This window comes from Sphingomonas sp. Leaf34, from assembly GCF_001421805.1.
In the GTDB taxonomy this organism is placed as follows: domain Bacteria; phylum Pseudomonadota; class Alphaproteobacteria; order Sphingomonadales; family Sphingomonadaceae; genus Sphingomonas.
The window spans coordinates 268,392-292,048 of record NZ_LMLC01000005.1 but is presented as its reverse complement, the minus strand read 5'-3'; the positions used below and the strand labels follow the sequence as shown (position 1 = coordinate 292,048).

The following is a 23,657-nucleotide window of genomic DNA, read 5'->3' as shown; positions in this document are numbered from 1 at the left end:
CGGGGAATGTCTTGAATAGGTGAAACTGGTGGGATCAGATGGGGGGTGTCATATCTGCGTGCTCCATCGCCACATCGCGGCGGCAGACATCGCGAGTACGATCGCGCCCGACGTGAGCATGATGCCGATCATCCTGAACGCATAGGTCTGCCGTTCGGTGACGGTGTCGCTGCGCAAGCGGAACAGCATTACGATGCCGACGATTCCGAGCACAGTTGCGACCGCGAACATGATAGCTGAACCATATGTCATGCGACCAACTCGCATGGCGTGCGTTCAGCGACGGAACCCAACACAGGAGAACGACCATGGTCGATGCAACCCAGATTCAGGAACATGCCGAAGTCATCGGTGCGGACGGCGTCCATGTCGGCACCGTCGACAAGGTCGAAGGCAACCGCATCAAGCTGACCAAGAAGGACTCGGGCGCGCAGGTCAACGAGGGCACGGGCAGCCATGAAGGGCATCATCACTTCATCTCGCTCGGGCTGGTTGCGGATATCGAGGACGGCAAGGTCCGCCTTTCGGCCAACGCCGACGTGGCGGTGACGTTCGAAGAAGAGGCCTGACTCGCTGGCGGTACGCGTAACGCGTGCCGCCGAGCCTGCTTGAACCCCGGTCCGCGTCATGCGGGCCGGGGTTTTTTGCGTCAGGCCGCAGCGAAGGGCCTTACTGACAGGCAAGGCACTCATCGTAATCCTTCGATTCCACGTCGATCTGACGCAGGTCGATGGTGTTGTCCGCCTCGACCCCGCCGGCGAAACCGGCGCGCTGGACCGACTTCGAGCGCAGGTAATAGAGCGACTTGATGCCGAGCTCCCACGCGCGGAAGTGAAGCATCAGCAGGTCCCACTTTTCCACGTCTGCCGGGATGAACAGGTTCAGCGACTGCGCCTGGTCGATATAGGGCGTGCGATCGGCGGCGAGCTCGAGCAGCCAGCGCTGGTCGATCTCGAACGACGTCTTGTAGCAGTCCTTTTCCTCGACCGAGAGGAAGTCGAGATGCTGGACCGACCCGCCCTGTTCGAGGATCGAGTTCCACACCGCGTCCGAGTTCTTCGACTTCTCGGCGAGCATCTTCTCGAGATACGGGTTCTTGATCGAGAAGCTGCCCGATAGCGTCTTGTGCGTGTAGATGTTCGCCGGGATCGGCTCGATGCAGGCCGACGTGCCGCCGCAGATGATGCTGATCGACGCGGTCGGGGCGATCGCCATCTTGCAGCTGAACCGCTCCATCGCGCCGACATCGGCGGCATCGGGGCAGGGGCCGCGCTCGATCGCGAGCTGCATCGAGGCTTCGTTCGCCTGGCTGCTGATGTGCTTGAACATCCGCAGGTTCCACGACTTCGCCATCGCGCCCTCGAACGGGATGCCGCGCGCCTGGAGGAAGCTGTGGAAGCCCATCACGCCGAGCCCGACCGAGCGCTCGCGGCCCGCCGAATAGGCGGCGCGTTCCATGCCGGGCTCGTGGCGGTCGATATAGTCCTGCAGCACGTTGTCGAGGAAGCGCATGACGTCCTCGATCAGGCCCTTCTCGTCCTTCCACTGATCCCAGGTTTCGAGGTTCATCGACGACAGGCAGCACACCGCGGTCCGCTCGTTGCCGAGATGATCCTTGCCGGTCGGCAGCGTGATTTCCGAGCACAGGTTCGAGGTCGAGACCTTGAGGCCGAGCTCGCGGTGATGCTTGGGCATCGCCTTGTTCACGTGATCGGCGAAGACGATGTACGGCTCACCGGTCTGAAGCCGCGTCTCGACGAGCTTCTGGAACAGCGAGCGCGCGTCGACGGTGGCGCGGATCGCCTGGTCCTTGGGCGAGCGGAGGTGCCATTCCTCGCCGTTACGCACGGCTTCCATGAAGTCGTCGGTGATCAGCACGCCGTGGTGCAGGTTCAAAGCCTTGCGGTTGAAATCGCCCGACGGCTTGCGGATCTCGAGGAATTCCTCGATCTCGGGGTGCGAGACGTCAAGATAGACCGCAGCCGATCCGCGGCGCAGCGACCCTTGCGAGATGGCGAGCGTCAGCGAATCCATGACGCGGACGAACGGGATGATGCCGCTGGTCTTGCCGTTGAGGCCGACCGGCTCGCCGATGCCGCGGACATTGCCCCAATAGGTGCCGATGCCGCCGCCGCGCGAGGCGAGCCAGACATTCTCGTTCCAGGTGTCGACGATCCCGCCAAGGCTGTCGGGGACCGAGTTGAGATAGCAGGAGATGGGCAGGCCGCGACCGGTGCCGCCGTTCGACAGAACGGGGGTGGCGGGCATGAACCAGAGCTTCGAGATGGCGTCGTACAGGCGCTGCGCGTGGCCGGCGTCATCGGCATAGGCCGAGGCGACACGGACGAACAGATCCTGGTAGCTCTCGCCCGGGAGTAGGTAGCGGTCCTTGAGCGTGTCCTTGCCGAATTCGGTCAGCAGCGCGTCGCGGCTGTGATCGACCTCGACCGGGTAGATCTGCGCGCGCACGGAGTGGCTGTCCTGCGCCTGGCGCGGCGCCTTCGGGGCCTCTGCTTCGATGGCGGGGGCTGTTTGGTCGATCGTGTCTGTGGTCATGTCGCTATCCCGGCTGCTGTCTCTGAAATCCATCGAAACCGCTCCTAGTGTTCTGTATTCGTTCGAATCGGCGTCATGTTGCCATGCTACCATCGGACGGCCCCGAACGGGAGAACAAAAAGTGACCATCGCGGCGGTGGAAGGCGCGCTTACGGTCATATCGCATAGGACTATGCGAGGGTTGTTCTACCAGCGATTGGGTCCGCCCCCGAACGCAACCCCAAGAGATTGTGCCAAACCGCGCAGAGACGCAAGGGGGTGCGGGGGGTGTCCGGGGCTCGGTTCGTCGTGTCCGTCGCGGGTTGAGCAGCGGCGAGATTCGCGACGCGTGGACTTCCGCGGGGTTCGCGATGTGCAAGGGGACGAAGCGGGAACGAAAAATTATTTACGCGGGGAAGATGGCAAATGTTGCTTTGGTTTGGGCGAGGGGGCGGTGCCCGGTATAGCGGCGCGATGCCGTTTCTCGTTCCCCCACGGAAGCGGTGGCCCAGGGGGCACGCGCGCCGCCCTGCTTGAGTCCTGGGCTCCCGCCTGCGCGGGGGAACGGGATGGGAGGATCACGTCCACGCCACGTTCAATCCACCACCGCCATCCCTACTGCACCTCCCCGGCGGAGGCCGGGGAGGAGGTGATCCTGGGGTGGTGGCAATCGGCGCGTGTCTCATCCTTCGATGATTGTGCGGATTTGCATCGCCAGCGCTTCCATCGAGAACGGCTTGGTGATCATCGACATGCCCGACTCGAGGAAGCCCGACGCGAGCGCTGCATTCTCGGCATAGCCGGTCATGAACAGCACGCGGAGTCCGGGACGCAACACCCGGCCTGCGTCGGCAACCTGACGGCCGTTGAGCCCGGGCAGGCCGATATCGGTAACGAGGAGGTCGACGCGTTCCATCGTGCGCAACCGCTCGAGCCCTGCGGGCCCGTCATGCGCCTCGACCGCCTGATAACCGAGCTCTGCCAGCACGTCGACGATCAGCGACCGGACGACCCCGTCATCCTCGACGACCAGCACGACCTCGCCCGCGTTGGTACCTTGGTCCCGGGTCAGGCTCGGGAGCGCCTCGCCCTGCTCCGCCACGCCATCATGGCGGGGAAGATAGAGCTTGATCGTCGTCCCATGGTCGAGCTCGCTATAGATTTTTGCATAGCCTTCCGACTGGCGTGCAAAACCGTAGATCATCGACAGCCCGAGCCCGGTGCCCTGGCCGATCGGCTTGGTGGTGAAGAATGGCTCGAAAGCCTTGGCGATCGTGTCGGCGGACATGCCCGTGCCGGTGTCGGACACGCAGATGCAGACATAATGGCCGGGCCGGACGTCGCGCCCGCTGGCGGCAAAGTGATCGTCGAGATGCGCGTTGCAGGTTTCAATCGTGAGTTTGCCGCCGTCGGGCATCGCGTCGCGCGCGTTGATGACCAGATTGAGCAGCGAGTTCTCGAGCTGGTGCGGATCGCAGAGCGTGGTCCATAGCCCCGGAGCGAGCACCATCTCGAAATCGATCTGCTCGCCGGTCGTGCGGCGGAGCAGGTCTTCGAGCGAGGCGACCAACGCGTTGACCTGCACCGGGCGCGGATCGAGCGGTTGGCGGCGCGAGAAGGCGAGCAGCCGGTGGGTCAGCGATGCCGCGCGGTTGGCTGCGGTGGTCGCACCCTGGATGAAGCGATCGAGTTCGGTGATCCGCCCCTGCGCGACGCGGCGCTGGACGATCTCAAGGCTGCCGGTGATGCCTTGCAACAGGTTGTTGAAATCATGCGCGATGCCGCCGGTGAGCTGGCCGACCGCCTCCATCTTCTGCGCCTGGCGCAACGCTTCCTGAGCCTCGATCAATTCCTGCGTGCGATCGCGGACGCGCTGTTCGAGATCGGCATTGAGCGCCTGCAGGTCGCGTTCGAGCCGCTTGCGATCGGTGACGTCGGCGCCTTCGACGAAGATCCCGACGACCGCGCCACTCGCGTCGCGGATCGGCTGGTAGACGAAATCGACATAACGATTATCAACCGCACCGCCCGGCTCGGCCTGGACCGCATACAGCATGCCCGTCGCGGTGAAGGGGGCGCCTGTCGAAAACACGCTGTCGAGCAGGTCGAGGAACCCTTGCTCGACGGCATCGGGCAATGCCTCGGCGACCGTGCGGCCCAGCACCGGGCGGTGGCCGATCAGCTTGTCGTAGCCGGGATTGGTCAGTTCGAAGCGGTGCTCGGGCCCGCGCAGCATCGCCATGAAGGTCGGCGCCTGGGCGAACATCTGCCCCATCCGCTCGCGTTCGTCGCGCAAGGCGCTCTCGGCGACGACGCTTTCGGTGCTTTCATATGTCGTGCAGAACAAGCCGGCCGCCGCGCCGCTTTCGTCGCGGACCGGCGAATAGGAGAAGGTGAACCAGGTCTGCTCGTCATACCCCTTCCGATTCGTGACGAGCGGCAGATTCTCGAAATACGAGGCCTTGCCAGTGAGAGCGCGGTCGACCAGCGGGCCGATATCGGACCAGAGTTCGGCCCAGACCTCGGGTAACGGCTCGCCCAGCGCGGCTGGATGTTTATCGTGCAGGATGCGCGCGTAATGATCGTTGTAGAGGAAGCCGAGCTCTGGCCCCCACGCCACGCACATCGCGAATTCGGAGGCGAGCATCAACGATACGATCGAACGCAGAGACTGTGGCCAGCGCGCGGGCGGGCCAAGCGGCGAGCGCGACCAGTCGTGCGTGCGGATCATCGCGGCCATGTCGCCGCCACCGGTCAGGAAATCGGCGTCCGTCATCTCAGGTCCTTGCGCGCGCGTCGTTCGGCGCGATCCGATAGCGAATGGTGGGGGCCTTATCCACCATGCGAACGGCGCGTTTGCAGGTCACGCGCCCAGGATGTCGGCAAGCGCAGTGAGGCTGTCGACCCGATATTCCCAGTCCTGCGCCGCATCGGCATCGGGCGCGCGACGACCGCCATACTCCAACGGCCGATCCACATAGGCCGTCTGCAAGCCAGCTGCGCGGGCGGCGGCGAGATCGCTGTGATGCGCAGCGACGAGGCAGAGCTCGGCGGGTTCGATACCAAGCATGCGCGCGGTGCTCAGATAGGAGTCGGGGAGCGGTTTGTAGATACGGCTGACTTCGGCGCCGAGGATCGCATCCCAGGGAAGACCGGCGCGCCGGGCCATTGCCAGCATCAGCGCGATGTTGCCGTTGCTGAGCGTGACGATCGGGACGTTGGCCTTGAGCCGCGTCAGGCCCGCGACCGAATCGGGCCAGGGGTCGAGGCGATGCCAGGCATGCGTAAGGTCGGCGAGCGTGGCTTCGTCGAGCGTGGCGGGATCGATCGCGTGATGGCGGAGCAGGTCTTCGAGCGCCTCGCGGTGGAGCGTGTCGAGGATGACGAACGGACGCCGGCCGCTGCGCACCTCTTCCAATGCGGGCTGATACCGCTTGCGCCAGCCATCCGCGAAGCGGTGCGGGTCGATGTCGCTGCGGTCGAGGCGCGCAAGGACCGGCGCGGCGTCGCGCGCGATCCCGGAGCGCCAGTCGACGACGGTACCGAACACGTCGAACGCGAGCGCCTTGATCGGAGGATTATTCATGTGGGGAAGACTGCGCTGGCGGGTGGTTGGTTCCGCGCGGGCGCCGACGCGTATCTTCGCCTCTCCCTCCCCGACGGGGCGCGCGAGGCGACGTCTCACCCTACGCGGCGGATGCGCGAAGCCTGGCCCTGATTCAACCGCTCCAGGTTGAACGCCTCGTGAAACTCGATTCCCGCCTTGCCGTCGCGGGCCCAACGGACACGGGCGGGGATCATCTGATCTTCGAGCAGTTCGATCTGCAGCTCGACGCCATCGGGATTACCGTCGATCCTGAGCCCGTCGAGCATCGCTCCCGAGGTCGAGATGTCGCGGATGCGCACATCACCGCGAACCCCTCCGATCAGGATCCGGGCCGAGCGAAGCATCTTGGTCCGCGGTGCGCGGCTGACCTTGAAGCCGCTTGCGGTCGCCGTGCCGTTCTCGAGGCCGAGTTGCACGAGTGCCTCCTCGGCGCGGATCGGGCGTCCATAGACATAGCCCTGGATGTGCGTGCAGCCGAGATTGCGCAACAGGTCGATCTCGTCCTGGATCTCGACGCCTTCCGCGGTTGTCTCCATGCCGAGCGTGTCGGCGAGCGTGACGATCGCCTTGATGATCGCGGCGTTGCGGTTGCCGGGTTCGGCAGCGCCCTTCACGAACGACTGGTCGATCTTGATCTTGTCGAACGGCGCGTTGCGCAGATAGCCGAGCGACGAATAGCCGGTGCCGAAATCGTCGAGCGCGAGCCGTACGCCGAGGCCCTTGAGAGCCTTGAACATCTGTTCGGACGAGCGCGTCTCGTCGAGGAATACGCCCTCGGTAATCTCGAGTTCGAGCCGGCCTGGCGCGATCCCCGACTGTGCGAGCGCACTGGTGACGAGCGCCGGGAGAACCGGATTGGCGAACTGGATCGGCGAGACGTTGACCGCAACGCGGATCGTGTCGGGCCAGCGCGCGGCCTCGATACACGCGGTGCGCAGGACCCATTCGCCAATCGCTTCGATCAGCCCGCATTCCTCCGCCACCGGGATGAAGTCGGCCGGCGAGACCAATCCACGCGTCGGGTGGTTCCAGCGTATCAGCGCTTCGTAGCCGACGATCCGCACCGTCTTGGTGCTGACGACGGGCTGATAACATAGATGGAATGCACCCTCGGTAACGGCGACGCGCAGATCGTCTTCGAGCAGCTTGCGCGTCCGGGCGCCGGCCAGCATATCGTCGGAGAAGAACCGGTGGACGCCGCGTCCATCACCCTTGGCGGCATACAGAGCGAGATCGGCGTTGCGCACCAGCGTTTCGGACGTGGCCCCATCGTCGGGGGCGATCGCGACGCCGATCGAGCAGCCGATCGTGACCGCGGTCCCGCTAATGAAATAGGGCTGCGACAGCGACGCGATCAGATCGCGCGCGAGCGCCGCCAGCGTGTCGCGATTGTCGATCCCCGGCAGCACGACCTTGAACTCGTCGCCGCCCAGGCGTCCGACCAGCCCGGCATCGCCGACCCCGCGCTGCAATCGCTGCGCGACCTGTTGCAGCAACGTGTCGCCGGCTTGGTGACCGAGCGTGTCGTTGACCGCCTTGAACCGGTCGAGATCCATCAGGAACAGCGACGTTGCACGGTAGGGGCCGGTATTCTGTGCGAGCGTCTTGTCGAGTGAGACGCGCATCCGCTGGCGGTTGGCGAGCCCCGTCAGCCCGTCGAACAGCGCGAGCCGGGTGATCTCCGCCTCCGACTTGCGTTTCTCGGTCAGGTCGCTGCCCGAGCCTATGAAGCCCTGGAACCGACCGAGATCGTCGACCACCGGCCGGCCCGAGATCGACCACCAGCGTTCGCTATCGGGGGCCGCCGCGGCGCATACCGAATAGTCCGCGAATGACGTCCGCGACGAGATGTGGAAGGCGAGCGTGCGTTCGGTGCCGGGGGCGTCGTTATCCATCCGGAACAGCTCGGGCAGCGACCGGCCGACCGCGCTGCCGCCGGGTGCGAGATCGTGCGCGACCTTGGCCGACAAATACGTGACGCGACCTTGGCGGTCGGCCTCCCAGAACCAGCCTGCGCCATGATCCTCGAACTCGGCGATCATCTTGACCGCAATACGCCCTTCGATCGACGCAGTCGCGCGGTCGAGTTCGAGCGCGTGATCGATCCGCGCCAGGCTGATGATCGCGGCGACCAGGCAGCCCAGAAACACCAGTGCGATCGCCACCGGGATGCACGGTCCGGCAAGAATCGCGAGCGTCGCGACAAGCGCCGCACTGAAACCCAGAGCGGCGGCGCGGATCGGGTGGAGGCTGAGTGCGGTGATGCCGAGCACGCCGCCGACGGCGATCGCGCTGGCGAACTGGACCGGGCCGTCAGGAGCCGAGGTGATCGCCCACAGCAACGACGTCAGCGTCGCGGCCAACGCGGCGGCGCACAGCGTGACGATCTGGTTACGCTTGTGTGCGGCCAGCGCGCCGAACGCCGGCAGCCGGACGGTTGCGAACACCAGCAGCGAGCCGATCGCGAGAACGCCTGCATGTATCGCGATCCCGCCGATCCGTCCGGGGACACGCGTGACATCGACCGCGGCCAGCGCGAACAGCAAGGCGCAAGCGACGACCTGGATCGCCAGCGTGAACGGCCAGACCGCCGCGACCTGCGCGAGCTTTGCCACCAACAGATCGCTCACCTGATCGCGATCGTCTTCGGTCAGCCCGAACAGCCCGCGCAAGGGCAGGCTGCGCGGGCGGCTTTGCGCACGACGTTCAGCAGTGGGGAGCGGCGCGTACATCGGAACCATCCTTAGCGGGGCAAAGCTTGCGAAAGTGCACTCGGGGCAGCGGCATCATCCCCGGCGTGCGCCAGACGACGGGAAACAAACACGGTCATCCGGTGATCACCAAGGCGGGGCGGGGGCCGGATGCGGTGCGCGATGCCCGATCAATCGCGTGCGGCGACAATCCACCCGGATTGGTTTCTTTTGCGTAAACAAGGGGTTCGCGCTGTGCTCGAGTCGTCGCGTCGGGTTCGCTTCGACCGATTCCGTCGTCACCGGGGGAAAACTATCCGCCTTGCCGCGTTCAACACGCAAACCCCTCAGCGAGGCATTTCCCATGAGCGCAGTTTCAACGATCACGTCCGCCCTAGGGTTGGGCAAGAAGAAGGTCCGCTATGCGATCGTCGGGCTCGGCGATATCTCGCAGGCGTCGATGATGCCCGGCGTCGCGCATACCGGCAATTCGGAGATTACCGCGCTCGTCACCGACGATCCGGTCAAGGCACGCGACCTGGGCAAGAAATACGGTGTAGAGGCGACCTATCGCTACGACCAGTTCGACCAGCTGCTTGCCTCGGGCACTATCGATGCGGTCTATCTGGGGACGCCGAACTGGCGGCATGCCGAGTTCGCGATCCCCGCGCTGAAGGCGGGCATCCATGTGCTGTCCGAGAAGCCGCTCGAGATTTCGGTCGAGAAGGCCGAGGCGATCCGCGATGCCGAGCGCGCGTCGACGGCCAAGCTGATGACCGCGTACCGGCTGCATTTCGAGCCGTCGACGCTTGCGGCGATCGAGCGGATCCGTAGCGGCGAGCTGGGTGAACTGATCGCCTTCACGTCATGCTTCACGCAGAAGGTCGATCCCGCCAATCACCGCGTGAAGAACGGCGTGCTGGCCGGGCCGTTGTTCGACATGGCGCCGTATCCGATTAACGCCACGCGCTATCTGTTCGGCGCCGAGCCGACCGAAGTGGTCTCGGCAGTCGCGACGCGACATCCCGATCTGGGGCTGGGCGATCTCGACGATACGTTCGCGGTGACGTTGCGCTTTCCCGGCAACCGTCTCGCGCAGTTCACCGTCTCCTATGCCGCCAACAATGTCGACAGTCTGACGATCGCGGGCACCAAGGGCAGCATCCACATGGACCCGGCCTATGGCTTTGGTGATGCGATGGAGCAGCGCGTGACCATCGGCGAGAAGAAGAGCCATGAGAGCTTCAAGCCGACCGACCAGTTCGGCGGCGAGATGCGCTATTTCTCCGACTGCATCCTCGAAGACCGCGATCCCGAGCCCGATGCGGAGGAGGGGCTTGCTGATCTGCGCGTGATCGAGGGCGTGCTGGAGTCGCTGAAGACGCGTGCCCCGGTGACATTACCGCCATTCGTGCGCTCGCGTCGAATTTCGGCGGAGCAGGCGCAGACGCTGTCGCCGGTCAAGACCCCCGACCTCGTGCATGCCGCCAGCCCGACTGGGTGAGGCGATGCGCCGCTGCCCCCGTGATGGTTTTTGGGGGTGCATAGTTTTGCACCCCCTTCCGTCATCTTGGTGAAAGCCAGGATGACGGAAGGGAGGCGTTAAGACGTGGGAACAAACGGCGTGCCGACGACGCGGCGCGTCAGTTGGTTTCTGGTCGCCGCGCGCCGCTCATCGTCACGGGTTGCGGACCGTTGGCGGTCGCTTCGAGCGTCGAGTCACCGCCGAGCACGCGGTACAGCGTCACCCGGTTGCTCGCGCCGATCAATTGGGTCGCCACCAGATTGCGTTGCGCGGTATAGAGCGAGCGCTGGGCGTCGAGAGAGTTGAGGAACGTGTCGATGCCGCCGCGATAGCGTGCGTCGGTCAGCCGGTAGGTGTCCTGCGCCGCGGCGGAGAAGTCCTGGTTTGCCTTGAGCTGATCGGCGATCGTGCCCTGGCGCGCCAGCGCGTCGGCGGTTTCCTGGAACGCGGTCTGGATGGTCTTTTCGTAGGTGGCGAGTGCGGCGTCGCGTTGCGCCTTTGAATAGGCGACACCGGCGATCCCGGCACCGGCGCGGAAGATCGGGTAGCTGACCGAGGGCGCGACCGAATAGTTGAACGCACCGCCGCTGAAGAGCGAGGTGAGCGATGTGCTGGCGAATCCAAGGATGCCGGTCAGCGAGATCCTCGGGAAAAGTTCGGCGCGTGCTGCCCCGATCTCGGCGTTGGTCGCGCGCAGTTCATATTCCGATTCGACCACGTCGGGCCGGCGCAGGAGGATGCTGCTGTCCAGCCCGGCCGGCAGCGTGGCGATGGTCGGCAACGTCTGCTCGATCGAGGTTGGCAACAGGCGTATGTCGACGGGTGCGCCGACGAGGAGTTGCAACGCGTTGACGTCCTGCGCGAGCGCGGTGCGCTGTTGCGCGAGGTCGGACTGCGCGGTGAACAGGATCTGTTGCGCCTGGCGCAGATCGGTACGCGGCGCGACGCCGCCGCGTAGTCGCGCGTTGGTCAGCGTGACGCTGCGTTGCGAACTGGCGACCGTGTCCTGCGCGATCTTGAGCAAGCTTTGGTCGGACGCGTAGGTCAGCCACGCATCGGCAATGTCGCCGACGAGCGTCAGCCGCGTCGCGCGTGCGGCGGCTTCGGTCGCGAAATAGCGGTCGAGCGCGGCGCTGGTGAGTGAGCGGATCCGGCCGAACAGATCGAGTTCGAACGCGGTGGTGCCGAGGTCAACCGAGAAGGCGCTGTTCGAGTTCGACGAGCTGACCACCGATCCGGTGCCGCCGGTGCCCCCGGTGCCCCCGGTGCCCGTGCCCCCCGTGCCTGTGCCCGTCCCACCCGTACCAGTGCCGGTGCCGGTATTGCCGCCCGTTCCGGTGCCGCTGGTGACAGTGTTGCGCGTGCCGTTGCCACCGTCCGAATAGGTGTAGCGACCGCTCGCATCGACCTGCGGCAACAGGTCGCCGCGCTGGATCCGGTATTGCGCGCGCGTCGCGGCGATGTTGGCGGCGGCGACGCGGAGATCGCGGTTGTTCGCCAGCGCCTGGACGATAATCTGCTGGAGCCGCGGGTCGCGGAACACGTCGCGATAGGTGATCGCGGGCAGCGTCGCCTCGGACTGGCGCAGATACGCGTCGCCGATCGGGAGCGATGGCGGCACCGGGAGTTCGGTGCGCGCATATTTGGGCGCGAGCGAACAGCCGGCGAGCGCGGTTGAGGCGGCGAGAATCAGGACTAGCGGACGCATCATGCGGGCTCCGGCCGGTGAGGGCCCTGTGGTTCGGGCGGACCCAGCGGTTTGTGGCGGTCGCCGTCGCTATCGTGGTGCCCGCCCTGATGACCGGTCGGGCGACCACGCAGCTTGGCGATGCCGTCGCGGGCGCCGCGGCGGACGAGGACGAAGAACAGCGGGATGTAGAAAATCGCGAGGATCGTCGCGGTCAGCATGCCGCCGACCACGGCGGTGCCGATCGCGATGCGGCTGTTCGCGCCCGCACCGGTCGAGAGGGCCAGCGGGAGCACGCCGAGGATGAACGCGAACGACGTCATCAAGATCGGACGCAGACGGATCTTCGCTGCGGACAGTGCCGCCTCGATGACGCGCTTGCCTTTCTTCTCCTCCTGCTCGGCGAACTCGATCATCAGGATCGCGTTCTTCGCGGCGAGCCCCATCGTCGTGAGCAGGCCGATCTGGAGATACACGTCGTTGATCAGCCCGCGCAGCGTCACCGCGAGGATCGCGCCGACGAGGCCCAAGGGGATCACGAGCAGCACCGCGATCGGGATCGTCCAGCTTTCGTAAAGCGCGGCGAGGCACAGGAACACGACGAGCAGCGACAGCGCGTACAGGTACGGCGCCTGGCCCGACGACAGGCGCTCCTGATAGGACAGGCCGGACCATGCGACCGACGTGCCGGGGATCTTGCCCGCGAGCTCGGCGATCTTTTCCATCGCGTCGCCCGAGCTGACGCCGGGCGCGCCCGAGCCCTGGATTTCGTAAGAGGAAATGCCGTTGAAGCGCGACAGCGTCGTCGGTGCCTGGCCCCAGCTCGTCTTGGCGAACGACGAGAATGGCGCCATCTGGCCGTTCGAGCCGCGGACGAACCACTGGCTGAGGTCGGACGGTTGCGAGCGGAATTGCGCGTCGCCCTGGACATAGACGCGCTTGACCCGGCCGCGGTCGATGAAGTCGTTGACGTACTGCCCGCCCCATGCCGTCGACAGCGTCGAGTTCACGTTCGTCTGCGTGAGTCCGAGCGCCGACAGCTTCTGCTGATCGGCCTCGACGCGGAGCGTGGCGACGTCGGGCAGTTCGGTGAGGCGGATCGCGGTCAGCGAGGAATCCGCGCGGGCGAGCGCGAGCAGCTTGTCGCGGGCGGCGTTGAACTGGGTCTGGCTGAGGCTGCCGCTGTTCTGCAGCTGCATCGTGAAGCCGTTCGACGAGCCAAGGCCGCGGATTGCGGGCGGAACGAGCGAATAGACCTGAGCGTCGCGGAAGTTTGCGAAGGCCTTGGATGCGCGACCGGTGATCGCGTCGGCGGTATTCTCCTTGCCCTTGCGCTCGTCCCAAGGTGCGAACGAGATGAAGCCCTGGCCGGTGTTCTGGCCGCTCGCACCGCCGCCGCCGCCGCCGCTGACGGTGAACATCGTGCCGACGTTCGCCTTCTCGTTGGTCAGGTAATATTGCTCGATCTGCTTTTGCAGCGCGAAGGTACGGCCCTGCGTCGCGCCGGCGGGAAGCTGGAACTGAACGATCCCGGTGCCCTGGTCCTCGGTCGGGAGGAAGCCCGTCGGCAACCGCAGAAACAGCACCGCCAGCAAGGCCACGGTCCCCGCGTAGATCAGCAGGAACAGCCATTTGCGGTCGATCACCGACTGCACCCCACGGGTATATTTCTGCGTACCCTTTTCGAACGTCGAATTGAACTTGTCGCCCGCTCGCGTGAAGAAATGCGACACCTTCGGGAATTTGCGCTCGCCCCAGCTCTGCTCGGACTTGCCCTCGGCGTCCTTCTTCTTCTGCTTGAGCAAGGTCGCGGTCAGCGCGGGGCTCAGGATCAGCGCGACCAGCACCGACAGCACCATCGCCGAGACCATCGTCAGCGAGAACTGGCGGTAGATCACGCCGGTTGATCCGCCAAAGAACGCCATCGGCAGGAACACTGCCGACAGGACGAGTGCGATCGCGACGAGCGCGACGGTGATCTCGTTCATCGATTCGATCGTCGCCTCGCGCGGCGAAAGGTCGGGATTTTCCTCCATCAGGCGCTCGACATTCTCGACGACGACGATCGCATCGTCGACGAGAAGACCGATCGCGAGCACGAGGCCGAACAGCGTCAGCGTGTTGATCGAGAAGCCGGCGAGATAGAATACGCCGAACGTGCCGAGCAGCACGACCGGAACGGCGATCGTCGGGATCAGCGTCGCGCGCCAGCTTTGCAGGAACACGAACATCACGATCACGACGAGGATGACGGCCTCGATCAGCGTCTTGATGACCTCGTCGATCGACAGCTTGATGAAGTTCGTCGTGTCGTTGGCATAGGCGAATTTCAGGCCGGGCGGGAACCGCTTCGCCGCGTCGTTGACATAGGCCTTGACCAGTTCGGCAGTCTTCAGCGCGTCGGCGCCGGGCGCGAGCAGCACGGCGATGCCGGCGCCGGGATGCGCGTTGATGCGGCTGCGTGCGTTGTAATTCTCCGCACCCAGCTCGATCCGGGCGACGTCGCGCAGCTTCACGGTGGCGCCGTCGTTCGTCGTCTTCAGGATGATGTTGGCGAACTGCTCGGGTGTCTGCAGGCGCGACTGTGCGGTGACGGTCGCGTTGAGCATCTGCGTATCGGGCTGGGGCTGACCGCCGAGTTCGCCCGCGGCGACCTCGGTGTTCTGCGACTGGATCGCGGTCGTGACGTCACTCGGGATCAGCTGGAAGCTCGCCAGCTTGTTCGGATCGAGCCAGATCCGCATCGCATATTGCGCGCCGAAGACGTTGCTGTCGCCGATGCCCGGAATGCGGCCGAGCGGGTCCTGCAGGTTCGAGACGAGATAGTCCGACACGTCCTGGTTGGTCAGCTTGTCGGTCTCGTCATAGACGCCGACGATCAGGAGGTTGTCCGGGTTCGACTTGCGGACGACGAGGCCCTGTTGCTGGACCTGTTGCGGCAGGCGGGAGATCGTCTGCTGGACCTGGTTCTGGACCTGGACCTGCGCGATGTCGGGATCGGTGCCCTTCTCGAACGTGACCGTGATCGACACCGAGCCGCGCGACGACGAGGACGAGCTGAAATAGATCAGTCCGTCGATGCCGGTCAGCGATTGCTCGACGACCTGCGTGACGCTGTTCTGGATCGTCTGCGCGTTGGCGCCGGGGAAGCTGGCCCGGATCGAGACCTGCGGCGGCGCGACGTCGGGATATTGCGCGATCGGCAATGCCATGATCGCACCGATGCCGCCGAGCATCACGATGATCGCGAGCACCCAGGCGAAGATCGGGCGGTCGATGAATACACGGGACAACATAAGGGCTTAGCCGCCCTTTTTCTGGCTGGACTGGCCACCGGAGGACTCGCCCGAGCCATCATCCTTGGGCGCTTCGATCTTTTGCGCGGTGTTTTCGGGGACCGGCTTCACGCCCTGGCCCGGCGCGATCTTCGACAGGCCTTGCGTCACGATACGGTCGCCGGGGTTGAGCCCGCTGGTGACCACCCAGAAGGCGCCTTGCGTCCGGTCCGCCTTGACCGTCTTCTGCACCGCCTTGTTGTTGGCATCGACCACATAGACCGTTGCATTGCCCTTGGCGTCGCGCGACAGGCCGGCCTGCGGCACAAGGAACGCGCGCTGGTTGATCGCCTGCGCGAACTTCGCCTGGACGAACATGCCGGGGAGCAGCAGTCCTTCGCGATTGGGGAAGCGCGCGCGCAGGGTCACGGTGCCGGTCTCTGTATTGACCAGCGCCTCGGCGAATTCGACGGTGCCGGTGGCGCCGTACTCGCTGCCGTCTTCAAGCGTGAGGCGGACTTCGGCGCGGGTCGGTACGATGCCGTTCTGGCCGAGCGAACGCCGCAGCGCGAGCAGGTCGCCGGAGGATTGCTGGATGTCGACGAACATCGGATCGAGCCGCTGGATCTGCGCGAGCGGATCGGTCTGCGTCGCGGAGACCAGCGCGCCGACGGTGAACAGCGAGCGGCCGATCCGCCCGGTGATCGGCGCGGGGACGGTGGTGAATTTGAGGTTGATCCGCGCGGTCTCGAGCGCGGCACGCGTCTGCGCGACCGAGGCGGTGGCCTGGCGCGAGGTGGCGACCGCGTTGGTATAGTCCTGCTTGCTGATCGCCTCCATCTCGGCGAGCGGCTTGTAGCGGTCCGCGAGCACCCTCTGCGCCTGCTGGTTCGCCTGTGCGCTCTGCAGGTTCGCCTGCGCCTCGTTGGCGGCGGCGCGGTAGAGGCGCTGATCGATCTCGTAGAGCGGCTGGCCCTTCTTGACGAGCGTACCCTCGGTGAAGAAGCGGCGGCGGATGATGCCGGTGACCTGCGGGCGGACGTCCGAGCTTTCGAACGCGGTCGTGCGTCCGCTCAGCTCGGTGGTCATCGCGACGCTTGTCGGCTGGACGACGACATAGCCGACGGTCGGCGTGCCCTGGCCGGGCTGGCCGGCACGACCGGCCTTGCCCTGGGCCTTGTCGTCGCCGCCGGAACAGGCTGCGAGCGCCAGCGCGGGGACGAGCAGAACGGCGGACCGGCGCGCAGAAAATCGTTTGGCTATCAAGTTTGGTATCCGCGATCAGGTGTATGTCGGGCTAAACCACGAGGATGTACCAGAAGTATGTCAGTTGAAAAGCAGGCGTGAGAAATAGGGAAGAAAGAGTAACCTGGTTTGCTGGGTGGGGGTATTCGGTGCCGTAGCAGCCGGGGGACGTCCAGACGTGATTCCCCGCGAAGGCGGGGATCCAGACTGGGCTCCCGCCTTCGCGGGAGACCAGTGGCGAGTCCGCACCATTACGGCACCACCCCGGCGGAGGCCGGGGTCCAGATGGAAAGGTCGTAGTAACGGCGGACTGCGCTCCGTCAGCGAAGTCCCCCCAATGGGCCCCGGCCTTCGCCGGGGTGGTGCTTCGTCCGCGGGTCCCGCAAACTAAATCCTCTCGGATGTGTTGAAGCGTGATGCCGGAACGTGCCCGGCATGACGGATTGGGGGGCGCTATGATCGATGACGACAAGAAGGCAGCCGCGGTTGCTGCCGTGGCGGAAGTTCGGGACGGGATGCTCGTCGGGCTTGGCACCGGGTCGACCGCCGCGTTCGCGATCCGGGCGCTGGGCGAGCGGGTCACGATGGGTTTGGTGGTCCGTGCGGTCGTTACCTCCGACGCCAGCGGCAAGCTCGCGCGCGACGTGGGAATCGACGTCCTCGATTTTGCGGACATCGCGCGCGTCGACCTGACGATCGACGGCGCCGACGAGATCGACGCGCGATGTTTTGCGATCAAGGGGGCGGGGGGCGCGATGTTGCGCGAGAAGATCGTTGCCGCAAGCTCGGCACGGATGATCGTGATCGCGGATGGGTCCAAGCAGGTCGACCGGATCGGCGCGGCCAAGCTCCCGGTCGAGGTGCTGCCGTTCGCCTTGACCTTTGTGATGCGTGCACTGACCGAGCTAGGAGCGGCGCCGGTGATCCGCGACAAGTATCGGACGGATCAAGGTAATTTGGTCGTCGACTGCCACTTCGCCACGATCGAAGACCCCCGCGCTACCGCCGTCACGCTCGCCGCAATCCCCGGGATTCTGGGCCACGGTCTGTTCCTCGACGAGGTCGATGCGGCGTATATCGCAACGAACGGCGTCGTTACGCGACTGGAACGCTCGGGTGCATCCGCCTAAAGGCTCCCTATCTTGGCAACCAGATCGGATGCGCGGCGTTCGGTCAGTCTAGAGCGAGGCTTTCTTTCATGACCGATACCGCAACCGTCGCCCCCAAGGCGGACCCCATGCTGCACGAGGATGGCTCGCCCGAGCGTCTGGCGATCGATACGATCCGTACCCTGTCGATGGACGCGGTGCAGAAGGCCAATTCGGGCCATCCGGGCACGCCGATGGCGCTGGCGCCGGTCGGCTATACGCTCTGGTCGAAATTCCTGCGCTACGATCCCAAGCACGCCGACTGGCCCAATCGCGACCGGTTCGTGCTGTCGGTCGGGCATGCATCGATGCTGCTCTATTCGCTGATCCACCTCGCCAAGATCGAAGAGATCGACGCCGAGGGTAACAAGACCGGCAAGGAGGCCGTGAGCCTCGCGGATATCGAGCAGTTCCGTCAGCTGTCGTCGAAGACTCCGGGCCACCCCGAATATCGCCACACGACGGGCGTCGAGACCACGACCGGGCCGCTCGGCCAGGGCTGCGGCAATTCGGTCGGCATGGCGATCGCCGAGCGCTGGCTCGCGGCGCGCTACAACAAGGACGGCTTCACGCTGTTCGACCATGACGTCTACACGCTGTGCGGCGACGGCGACATGATGGAGGGCGTCTCGGCCGAGGCGGCAAGTCTTGCCGGCCATCTGAAGCTCAGCAACCTGTGCTGGATCTACGACAGCAACCATATCTCGATCGAGGGCGCGACCGATCTCGCGTTCGACGAGGATGTCGGGCTTCGTTTCGACGCCTATGGCTGGAACGTCATCCATATCGACGATGCTAACGACACCGCGGCCCTCAGCCGTGCGATCGAGACGTTCAAGGCGACCACCGACAAGCCGACCTTCATCGTCGTGCATTCGGTGATCGGTTACGGCAGCCCCAAGGCGGGCAGCGAGAAGGCCCACGGCGAGCCGCTGGGCGAGGAGAATATCCGTCTCACCAAGCAGGCTTACGGTTGGCCCGAGGACAAGTCGTTCTACGTGCCCGATGGCGTGATCGAGAATTTCAACGGTGCGATCGCCGAGCGTGGCGCCAAGCTGCGTGACGAGTGGGTCGCGCTGACCGACAAGTATCGCGATGCGCATCCCGAGCTGTCGGCCGAGCTCGACATGATGCTCAAAGACGAGCTGCCCGAGGGCTGGGATGCGGACATCCCCGTGTTCGAGGCGGATCCCAAGGGTCTCGCCAGCCGTGATTCGGGCGGCAAGGTGCTTAACGCCATTGCCGCAAAGGTGCCGTGGCTGATTGGCGGGTCGGCCGATCTCGCGCCGTCGACCAAGACCGACATCAAGGGCCAGCCCTCGTTCGAGGCGGCAAATTATGGCGGCCGGAACTTCCATTTCGGCATTCGCGAACATGGCATGGGCGCGATCGTCAACGGCATGGCGCTGTCGCATCTGCGCTCTTACGGCTCCACCTTCCTCGTCTTCGTCGATTACATGCGCGCACCGGTGCGCCTGTCGGCGATCATGGAGGTCGGCGCGGTCTGGGTGTTCACGCACGACTCGATCGGCGTCGGCGAGGACGGCCCGACGCACCAGCCGATCGAGCATCTCGCCACGCTGCGCGCGATCCCCGGTCTCGACACGATCCGTCCGAGCGATGCGAACGAAGTCGTCGCAGCATGGAAGGCCGTTCTGAAGGACGCCAGCACACCCGCCGCACTGATCCTCTCGCGTCAGGCGCTGCCGACGCTCGACCGGGCGAAGTATGCGAGCGCCGATGGCGTCGCGCAGGGCGGCTACGTCCTTGCCGACAGCGACGGCACGCCAGACGTGATCCTGATCGCGACCGGCAGCGAAGTCTCGCTCGCGGTCGACGCGCACGAGAAGCTGGTCGCGGACGGCGTGAAGAGCCGGGTCGTGTCGATGCCGAGCTGGTATCGTTACGAGCTGCAGGACGCGGCGTACAAGGAGAGCGTGCTGCCGCGTTCGGTGCGCGCGCGCGTTGCGATCGAGATGGCCGGGTCGATCGGCTGGGACCGCTATGTCGGTCTCGACGGCGCGACCGTGACGATGTCGACCTTCGGTGCCTCGGCACCGCTCGCCAAACTGCAGGACAAGTTCGGGTTCACCGTCGACAATGTCGTCAAGGTTGCCCGCCAGGTTATGGAGACCAAGTGATGGGTGCGCTCAACGATCTCGAAGGCTTCGGCCAGGCGGTGTGGCTCGATTTCGTCGACCGGAAGTTCCTGGAGGCCGGTGGTCTCCAGAAGCTGGTCGACGAGGATGGCCTGACCGGCGTCACGTCGAACCCGTCGATCTTTGAAAAGGCGATGGGGCATGGCGACGCCTATGACTCGACGCTGGCGACGTTCGACAAGGAGAACCCCGGCGCGGCGACGATCGACCGGTACGAGCATCTCGCGATCCAGGACATCAAGGCGGCGGCGGAGACGCTGAAGCCGGTGTACGATAAGCTCGATGCGAAGGACGGCTATGTCAGCCTCGAAGTGTCGCCCTATATCTCGGACGATACCGACGCGACGATCGCCGAGGCGAAGAAGCTGTGGGCGGCGGTCGACCGGCCGAACCTGATGATCAAGATCCCGGGGACGCTCGCGGGCGGCCCGGCGATCTCGACCGCGATCTCGGAAGGGATCAACGTCAACGTGACGCTGCTGTTCTCGATCGAGGCCTATGTGCGCGTCGCCGAGGCGTATGCGGCAGGGCTCGAGAAGCGCGTTGCCGAGGGCAAGCCGATCGACCGGATCGCCAGCGTCGCGAGCTTCTTCGTCAGCCGGATCGATTCGACGATCGACAAGGCGATCGATGCGCGGCTCGAAAAGGGCGACGCCGAGGCGGATGCGTTGAAGGCCGTGCGCGGCAAGGTCGCGATCGCCAACGCGAAGATGGCGTATCAATGGTATCTCGAGTTCCTCAAGTCGGATCGCTGGCAGGCGCTGGCTGCCAAGGGCGCGCAGCCGCAGCGGCTGTTGTGGGCGTCAACCGGGGTCAAGGATCCTAGCTATCCCGACACGCTGTATATCGACACGCTGATCGGCAAGGACACGGTCAACACGATGCCGCCGAAGACGATGGACGCGTTTCGCGATCACGGCACGTCGGCGGAGACGATCACGCAGGACGTCGACGGTGCCAAGCGCACGCTGGCGGAAGCCGAGCGGCTGGGTCTCGACCTCGACGGCGTGACGGGCACGCTGGTCGAAGAGGGCGTGGCGTCGTTCGTGAAGGCGTTCGACGACCTGCTCGGCGCGATCGCCAAGAAGCAGCCCGCGACGGCGTGAGCCTTCTGCCCCCTCTCCCCTGTGGGGAGAGGGCCGGGGTGGGGGGCTGCCAAGAGCGCCTCCGCCCGGAACTGCCCCTCACCCCGACCCTCTCTCCGGAGGGGAGAGGGAGAAGACAAGGATTTCCCCTATGAAGATCGGACTTATCGGCCTCGGCCGGATGGGCGGCAATATCGCGCGCCGGTTGATGAAGGATGGCCATGAGGTCGTCGCCTATGATCGCGATGCGGAGGCGGTGAAGAAACTCGCCGCCGACGGCGCGGAAGGCGCGGAGTCGCTCGACGACATGCACGCCAAGCTTGCGAGCCCGGCGATCTGGTGGGTGATGGTGCCCGCGGGCGCGCCGACCGAGAGCACCGTGCAGGCGATCGCCGAAAAGGCGAGCGCGGGCGACATCATCATCGACGGCGGCAACAGCTTCTACAAGGACGACGTCCGCCGCGCGAAGGAACTCGCCGAAAAGGGCATCCATTATGTCGACGTCGGCACGTCGGGCGGCGTGTGGGGGCTCGAGCGCGGCTATTGCATGATGATCGGCGGCGACAAGGAAACCGTCGACCTGCTCGATCCGATCTTCGCGACGCTGGCGCCGGGGATGGGCGAGATCGTCCGCACGCCCGGCCGCGTCGAGGGCAAGGCCGATCCGCGCGCCGAGCAGGGCTATATCCATGCCGGGCCGTCGGGCGCGGGGCACTTCGTCAAGATGGTGCATAACGGTATCGAATACGGCCTGATGCAGGCCTATGCCGAGGGCTTCGACATCCTCAAGGGCAAGTCGGGCGAGCATGTCGTCGAGGAGGAACGCTTCGACATCAACCTGACCGACGTCGCCGAAGTGTGGCGTCGCGGTAGCGTGATCTCGTCGTGGCTGCTCGATCTGTCGGCGATCGCGCTGGCGAAGGACGGCACGCTCGAAGGGTTCAGCGGCAGCGTCGCGGACTCGGGCGAAGGCCAGTGGACGATCGACGCGGCGATGGAGGAGAAGGTGCCGGCTAACGTGCTGAGCGCCGCGCTCTATGCGCGCTATCGTAGCCGGGTGGACCATACGTTCGGCGACAAGCTGTTGTCGGCGATGCGCTATGGCTTTGGCGGTCATGTCGAGATGCCCCAGTGAGCGGCGAAGTGAGCGGGGCGATCAAGCTCCTCGTTTCCGATGTCGACGGCACGCTCGTCGACAAGGAGAAGAAGGTCACCCCCGCGACCGTCGATGCGGTTAAGCGGCTCAAGGCGGCGGGCCTCGGCTTCACGATCATCAGCGCACGGCCTCGCTCGGGGATGATGCCAATCGCCGAGTTGCTCGGCATCGACGAGCCGATGGGCGCGTTCAACGGCGGGATCGTGTTCAAGCGCGATGGCACCGTGATCGAGCATCACATGATCGACGTCGATGTCGTGCGCGGCGCGATGGAGATCGTCGGCGATGCGCCGGTCGATACGTGGTTTTTCGCAGATGACATCTGGTACGCCAGCACCGACCAGGGCGGTCATGTCGGCAGCGAGCGCACGGCGTCGGCGCAGGATCCGGTGATCGTCTCCGACTTTACCGATCTGCTTGCCAAGGCGGACAAGGTGACATTCGTCAGCGACGACGAGGATCTCCTGCGCGACCTGCATGCCAAGGTTGCGGCGAAGTTCGACACGCAGGCGACAATCGTCCAGTCGCAGACCTATTATCTCGATATCACGCCCGTTGCGGGCAACAAGGGTAGCGGGATCGAGGAACTGGCGGACGCGTTCGGCATCAGCTTGACGCAGACCGCGGCGATCGGCGATCAGGCGAACGACATCGCGATGCTCAAGCGCGCCAAGCTCGCGATCGCGATGGGCAACGCGCCGCAGACCGTCCGCGACGTCGCGCACGAGATTACATCGCCAAACGATGCTGACGGCGTCGCGCACGCGATCGATACCTTTATCCTGAATGGAGTTTCCGCATGAAAGAGTTGGTTGCCTTCGACCTCGATGGAACGCTGGCCGAGAGCAAGCAGCCCTTGCAGGAGCCAATGGGCGAGGCGCTGGCGAACCTGCTCGACGTCGCGCATGTCGCGGTGATCTCGGGTGGCGACTGGCCGCAGTTCGAAAAGCAGGTCGCGAGCCGTCTGCCCGAGCGCGCCGATCGCACCAAGCTGTGGCTGATGCCGACGACGGGGACCAAGCTGTACCGGTTCGATGGCGAATGGCGTGCGGTCTATGCCGAGCTGTTCGAGGACGACGAGAAGCAGAAGATCCTGACCGCGTTCGACGAGTCGCTCGAGGCGACCGGGTTCGTGCCCGAGCAGACCTGGGGCGAGCGGATTGAGGATCGCGGCAGCCAGATCACCTTCTCGGCACTGGGCCAGGAAGCGCCGATCGACGCCAAGCACAGCTGGGATCCCGACTTCGCCAAGCGCAAGGTGATCCAGGCCGATCTGCGCCAGCGCCTGCCGGGGCTGTCGATCAACATGGGCGGCGCGACCTCGATCGATATCACGCGCGAAGGCGTCGACAAGGCGTATGGCCTCAAGAAGCTTAACGAGGCGAGCGGCATCGCGCTCGACAAGATGATGTTCATCGGCGACGCGATCTTCCCGGGCGGGAACGACTATCCGGCGGAGCAGCTTGGGCTCGATGTCGTGAAGGTGAGGAATGTCGACGGGACGCTGGCGGCGATCGCCGGGATCGTCGCGTGCCTGAAGTGATC

General features: G+C 65.3%; 16 protein-coding genes. 8 read left to right on the top strand and 8 right to left on the bottom strand.

Annotated elements, in window-relative coordinates; genetic code table 11:
• Window positions 1-48: 48 nt before the first annotated feature.
• Window positions 49-252, bottom strand: coding sequence for a hypothetical protein (locus tag ASF00_RS15750; protein WP_055881435.1), 204 nt, complete (start codon window positions 250-252; stop codon window positions 49-51).
• Window positions 253-308: 56 nt separating this feature from the next.
• Between ASF00_RS15750 and ASF00_RS15745 the strand changes: the two genes are divergently transcribed.
• Window positions 309-569 (top strand): DUF2171 domain-containing protein, encoded by a 261-nt coding sequence (locus tag ASF00_RS15745; protein ID WP_055881432.1) that lies wholly within the window; start codon window positions 309-311, stop codon window positions 567-569.
• 100 nt (window positions 570-669) lie between these two features.
• On the opposite strand, the gene ASF00_RS15740 is transcribed toward ASF00_RS15745, so the two are convergent.
• From ASF00_RS15740 to ASF00_RS15725, 4 genes are all read right to left on the bottom strand, one after another.
• Window positions 670-2,589, bottom strand: coding sequence for a ribonucleoside-diphosphate reductase subunit alpha (locus ASF00_RS15740; RefSeq protein WP_055881428.1), 1,920 nt, complete (start codon window positions 2,587-2,589; stop codon window positions 670-672).
• Between the two features lie 628 nt (window positions 2,590-3,217).
• Window positions 3,218-5,311: a PAS domain-containing protein gene (locus ASF00_RS15735; RefSeq protein WP_055881425.1), complete on the bottom strand. Its 2,094-nt coding sequence runs from the start codon at window positions 5,309-5,311 to the stop codon at window positions 3,218-3,220.
• 87 nt (window positions 5,312-5,398) lie between these two features.
• Complete coding sequence (locus ASF00_RS15730; RefSeq protein ID WP_055881421.1) at window positions 5,399-6,121, bottom strand: haloacid dehalogenase type II; 723 nt, start codon at window positions 6,119-6,121, stop codon at window positions 5,399-5,401.
• A 95-nt stretch (window positions 6,122-6,216) separates the two neighbouring features.
• Window positions 6,217-8,874: an EAL domain-containing protein gene (locus tag ASF00_RS15725; RefSeq protein ID WP_055881418.1), complete on the bottom strand. Its 2,658-nt coding sequence runs from the start codon at window positions 8,872-8,874 to the stop codon at window positions 6,217-6,219.
• 322 nt (window positions 8,875-9,196) lie between these two features.
• Between ASF00_RS15725 and ASF00_RS15720 the strand changes: the two genes are divergently transcribed.
• Window positions 9,197-10,336, top strand: coding sequence for a Gfo/Idh/MocA family protein (locus ASF00_RS15720; protein WP_055881415.1), 1,140 nt, complete (start codon window positions 9,197-9,199; stop codon window positions 10,334-10,336).
• 139 nt (window positions 10,337-10,475) lie between these two features.
• On the opposite strand, the gene ASF00_RS15715 is transcribed toward ASF00_RS15720, so the two are convergent.
• Genes ASF00_RS15715 through ASF00_RS15705 form a run of 3 tightly spaced genes read right to left on the bottom strand, consistent with a single transcriptional unit; the run spans window position 10,476 to window position 16,582 of the window.
• Window positions 10,476-12,068, bottom strand: coding sequence for an efflux transporter outer membrane subunit (locus tag ASF00_RS15715; RefSeq protein WP_055881412.1), 1,593 nt, complete (start codon window positions 12,066-12,068; stop codon window positions 10,476-10,478).
• Window positions 12,065-15,340 carry a multidrug efflux RND transporter permease subunit gene (locus tag ASF00_RS15710; RefSeq protein WP_055881408.1) on the bottom strand — a complete coding sequence of 1,092 codons (3,276 nt, stop codon included), beginning with the start codon at window positions 15,338-15,340 and terminating at the stop codon, window positions 12,065-12,067. Before ASF00_RS15710 ends, ASF00_RS15715 begins: the two co-directional genes overlap by 4 nt.
• 6 nt (window positions 15,341-15,346) lie before the next feature.
• Entirely contained in the window at window positions 15,347-16,582 is a 1,236-nt protein-coding gene (locus ASF00_RS15705) for an efflux RND transporter periplasmic adaptor subunit (protein ID WP_055882366.1), read from the bottom strand.
• A 437-nt stretch (window positions 16,583-17,019) separates the two neighbouring features.
• On the opposite strand from ASF00_RS15705, the gene rpiA reads away from it, so the two are divergent.
• The 6 genes from rpiA to ASF00_RS15675 all read left to right on the top strand — a co-directional run bounded on the left by rpiA (window position 17,020) and on the right by ASF00_RS15675 (window position 23,655).
• Complete coding sequence (rpiA, locus tag ASF00_RS15700; RefSeq protein ID WP_055881404.1) at window positions 17,020-17,694, top strand: ribose-5-phosphate isomerase RpiA; 675 nt, start codon at window positions 17,020-17,022, stop codon at window positions 17,692-17,694.
• Window positions 17,695-17,762: 68 nt separating this feature from the next.
• Window positions 17,763-19,853 carry a transketolase gene (tkt, locus tag ASF00_RS15695; RefSeq protein ID WP_055881401.1) on the top strand — a complete coding sequence of 697 codons (2,091 nt, stop codon included), beginning with the start codon at window positions 17,763-17,765 and terminating at the stop codon, window positions 19,851-19,853.
• A complete protein-coding gene (gene tal / locus ASF00_RS15690; RefSeq protein WP_055881398.1) occupies window positions 19,853-20,977 on the top strand; it encodes a transaldolase in 1,125 nt (374 codons plus the stop codon). Before tkt ends, tal begins: the two co-directional genes overlap by 1 nt.
• Before the next feature lie 121 nt (window positions 20,978-21,098).
• Window positions 21,099-22,091 carry a phosphogluconate dehydrogenase (NAD(+)-dependent, decarboxylating) gene (gene gnd, locus ASF00_RS15685; RefSeq protein WP_268795106.1) on the top strand — a complete coding sequence of 331 codons (993 nt, stop codon included), beginning with the start codon at window positions 21,099-21,101 and terminating at the stop codon, window positions 22,089-22,091.
• Window positions 22,088-22,915 carry an HAD family hydrolase gene (locus ASF00_RS15680; RefSeq protein ID WP_235525905.1) on the top strand — a complete coding sequence of 276 codons (828 nt, stop codon included), beginning with the start codon at window positions 22,088-22,090 and terminating at the stop codon, window positions 22,913-22,915. The genes gnd and ASF00_RS15680 overlap by 4 nt, the downstream gene beginning before the upstream one ends.
• Window positions 22,912-23,655: an HAD-IIB family hydrolase gene (locus tag ASF00_RS15675; RefSeq protein WP_055881392.1), complete on the top strand. Its 744-nt coding sequence runs from the start codon at window positions 22,912-22,914 to the stop codon at window positions 23,653-23,655. The genes ASF00_RS15680 and ASF00_RS15675 overlap by 4 nt, the downstream gene beginning before the upstream one ends.
• Window positions 23,656-23,657: the final 2 nt, after the last annotated feature.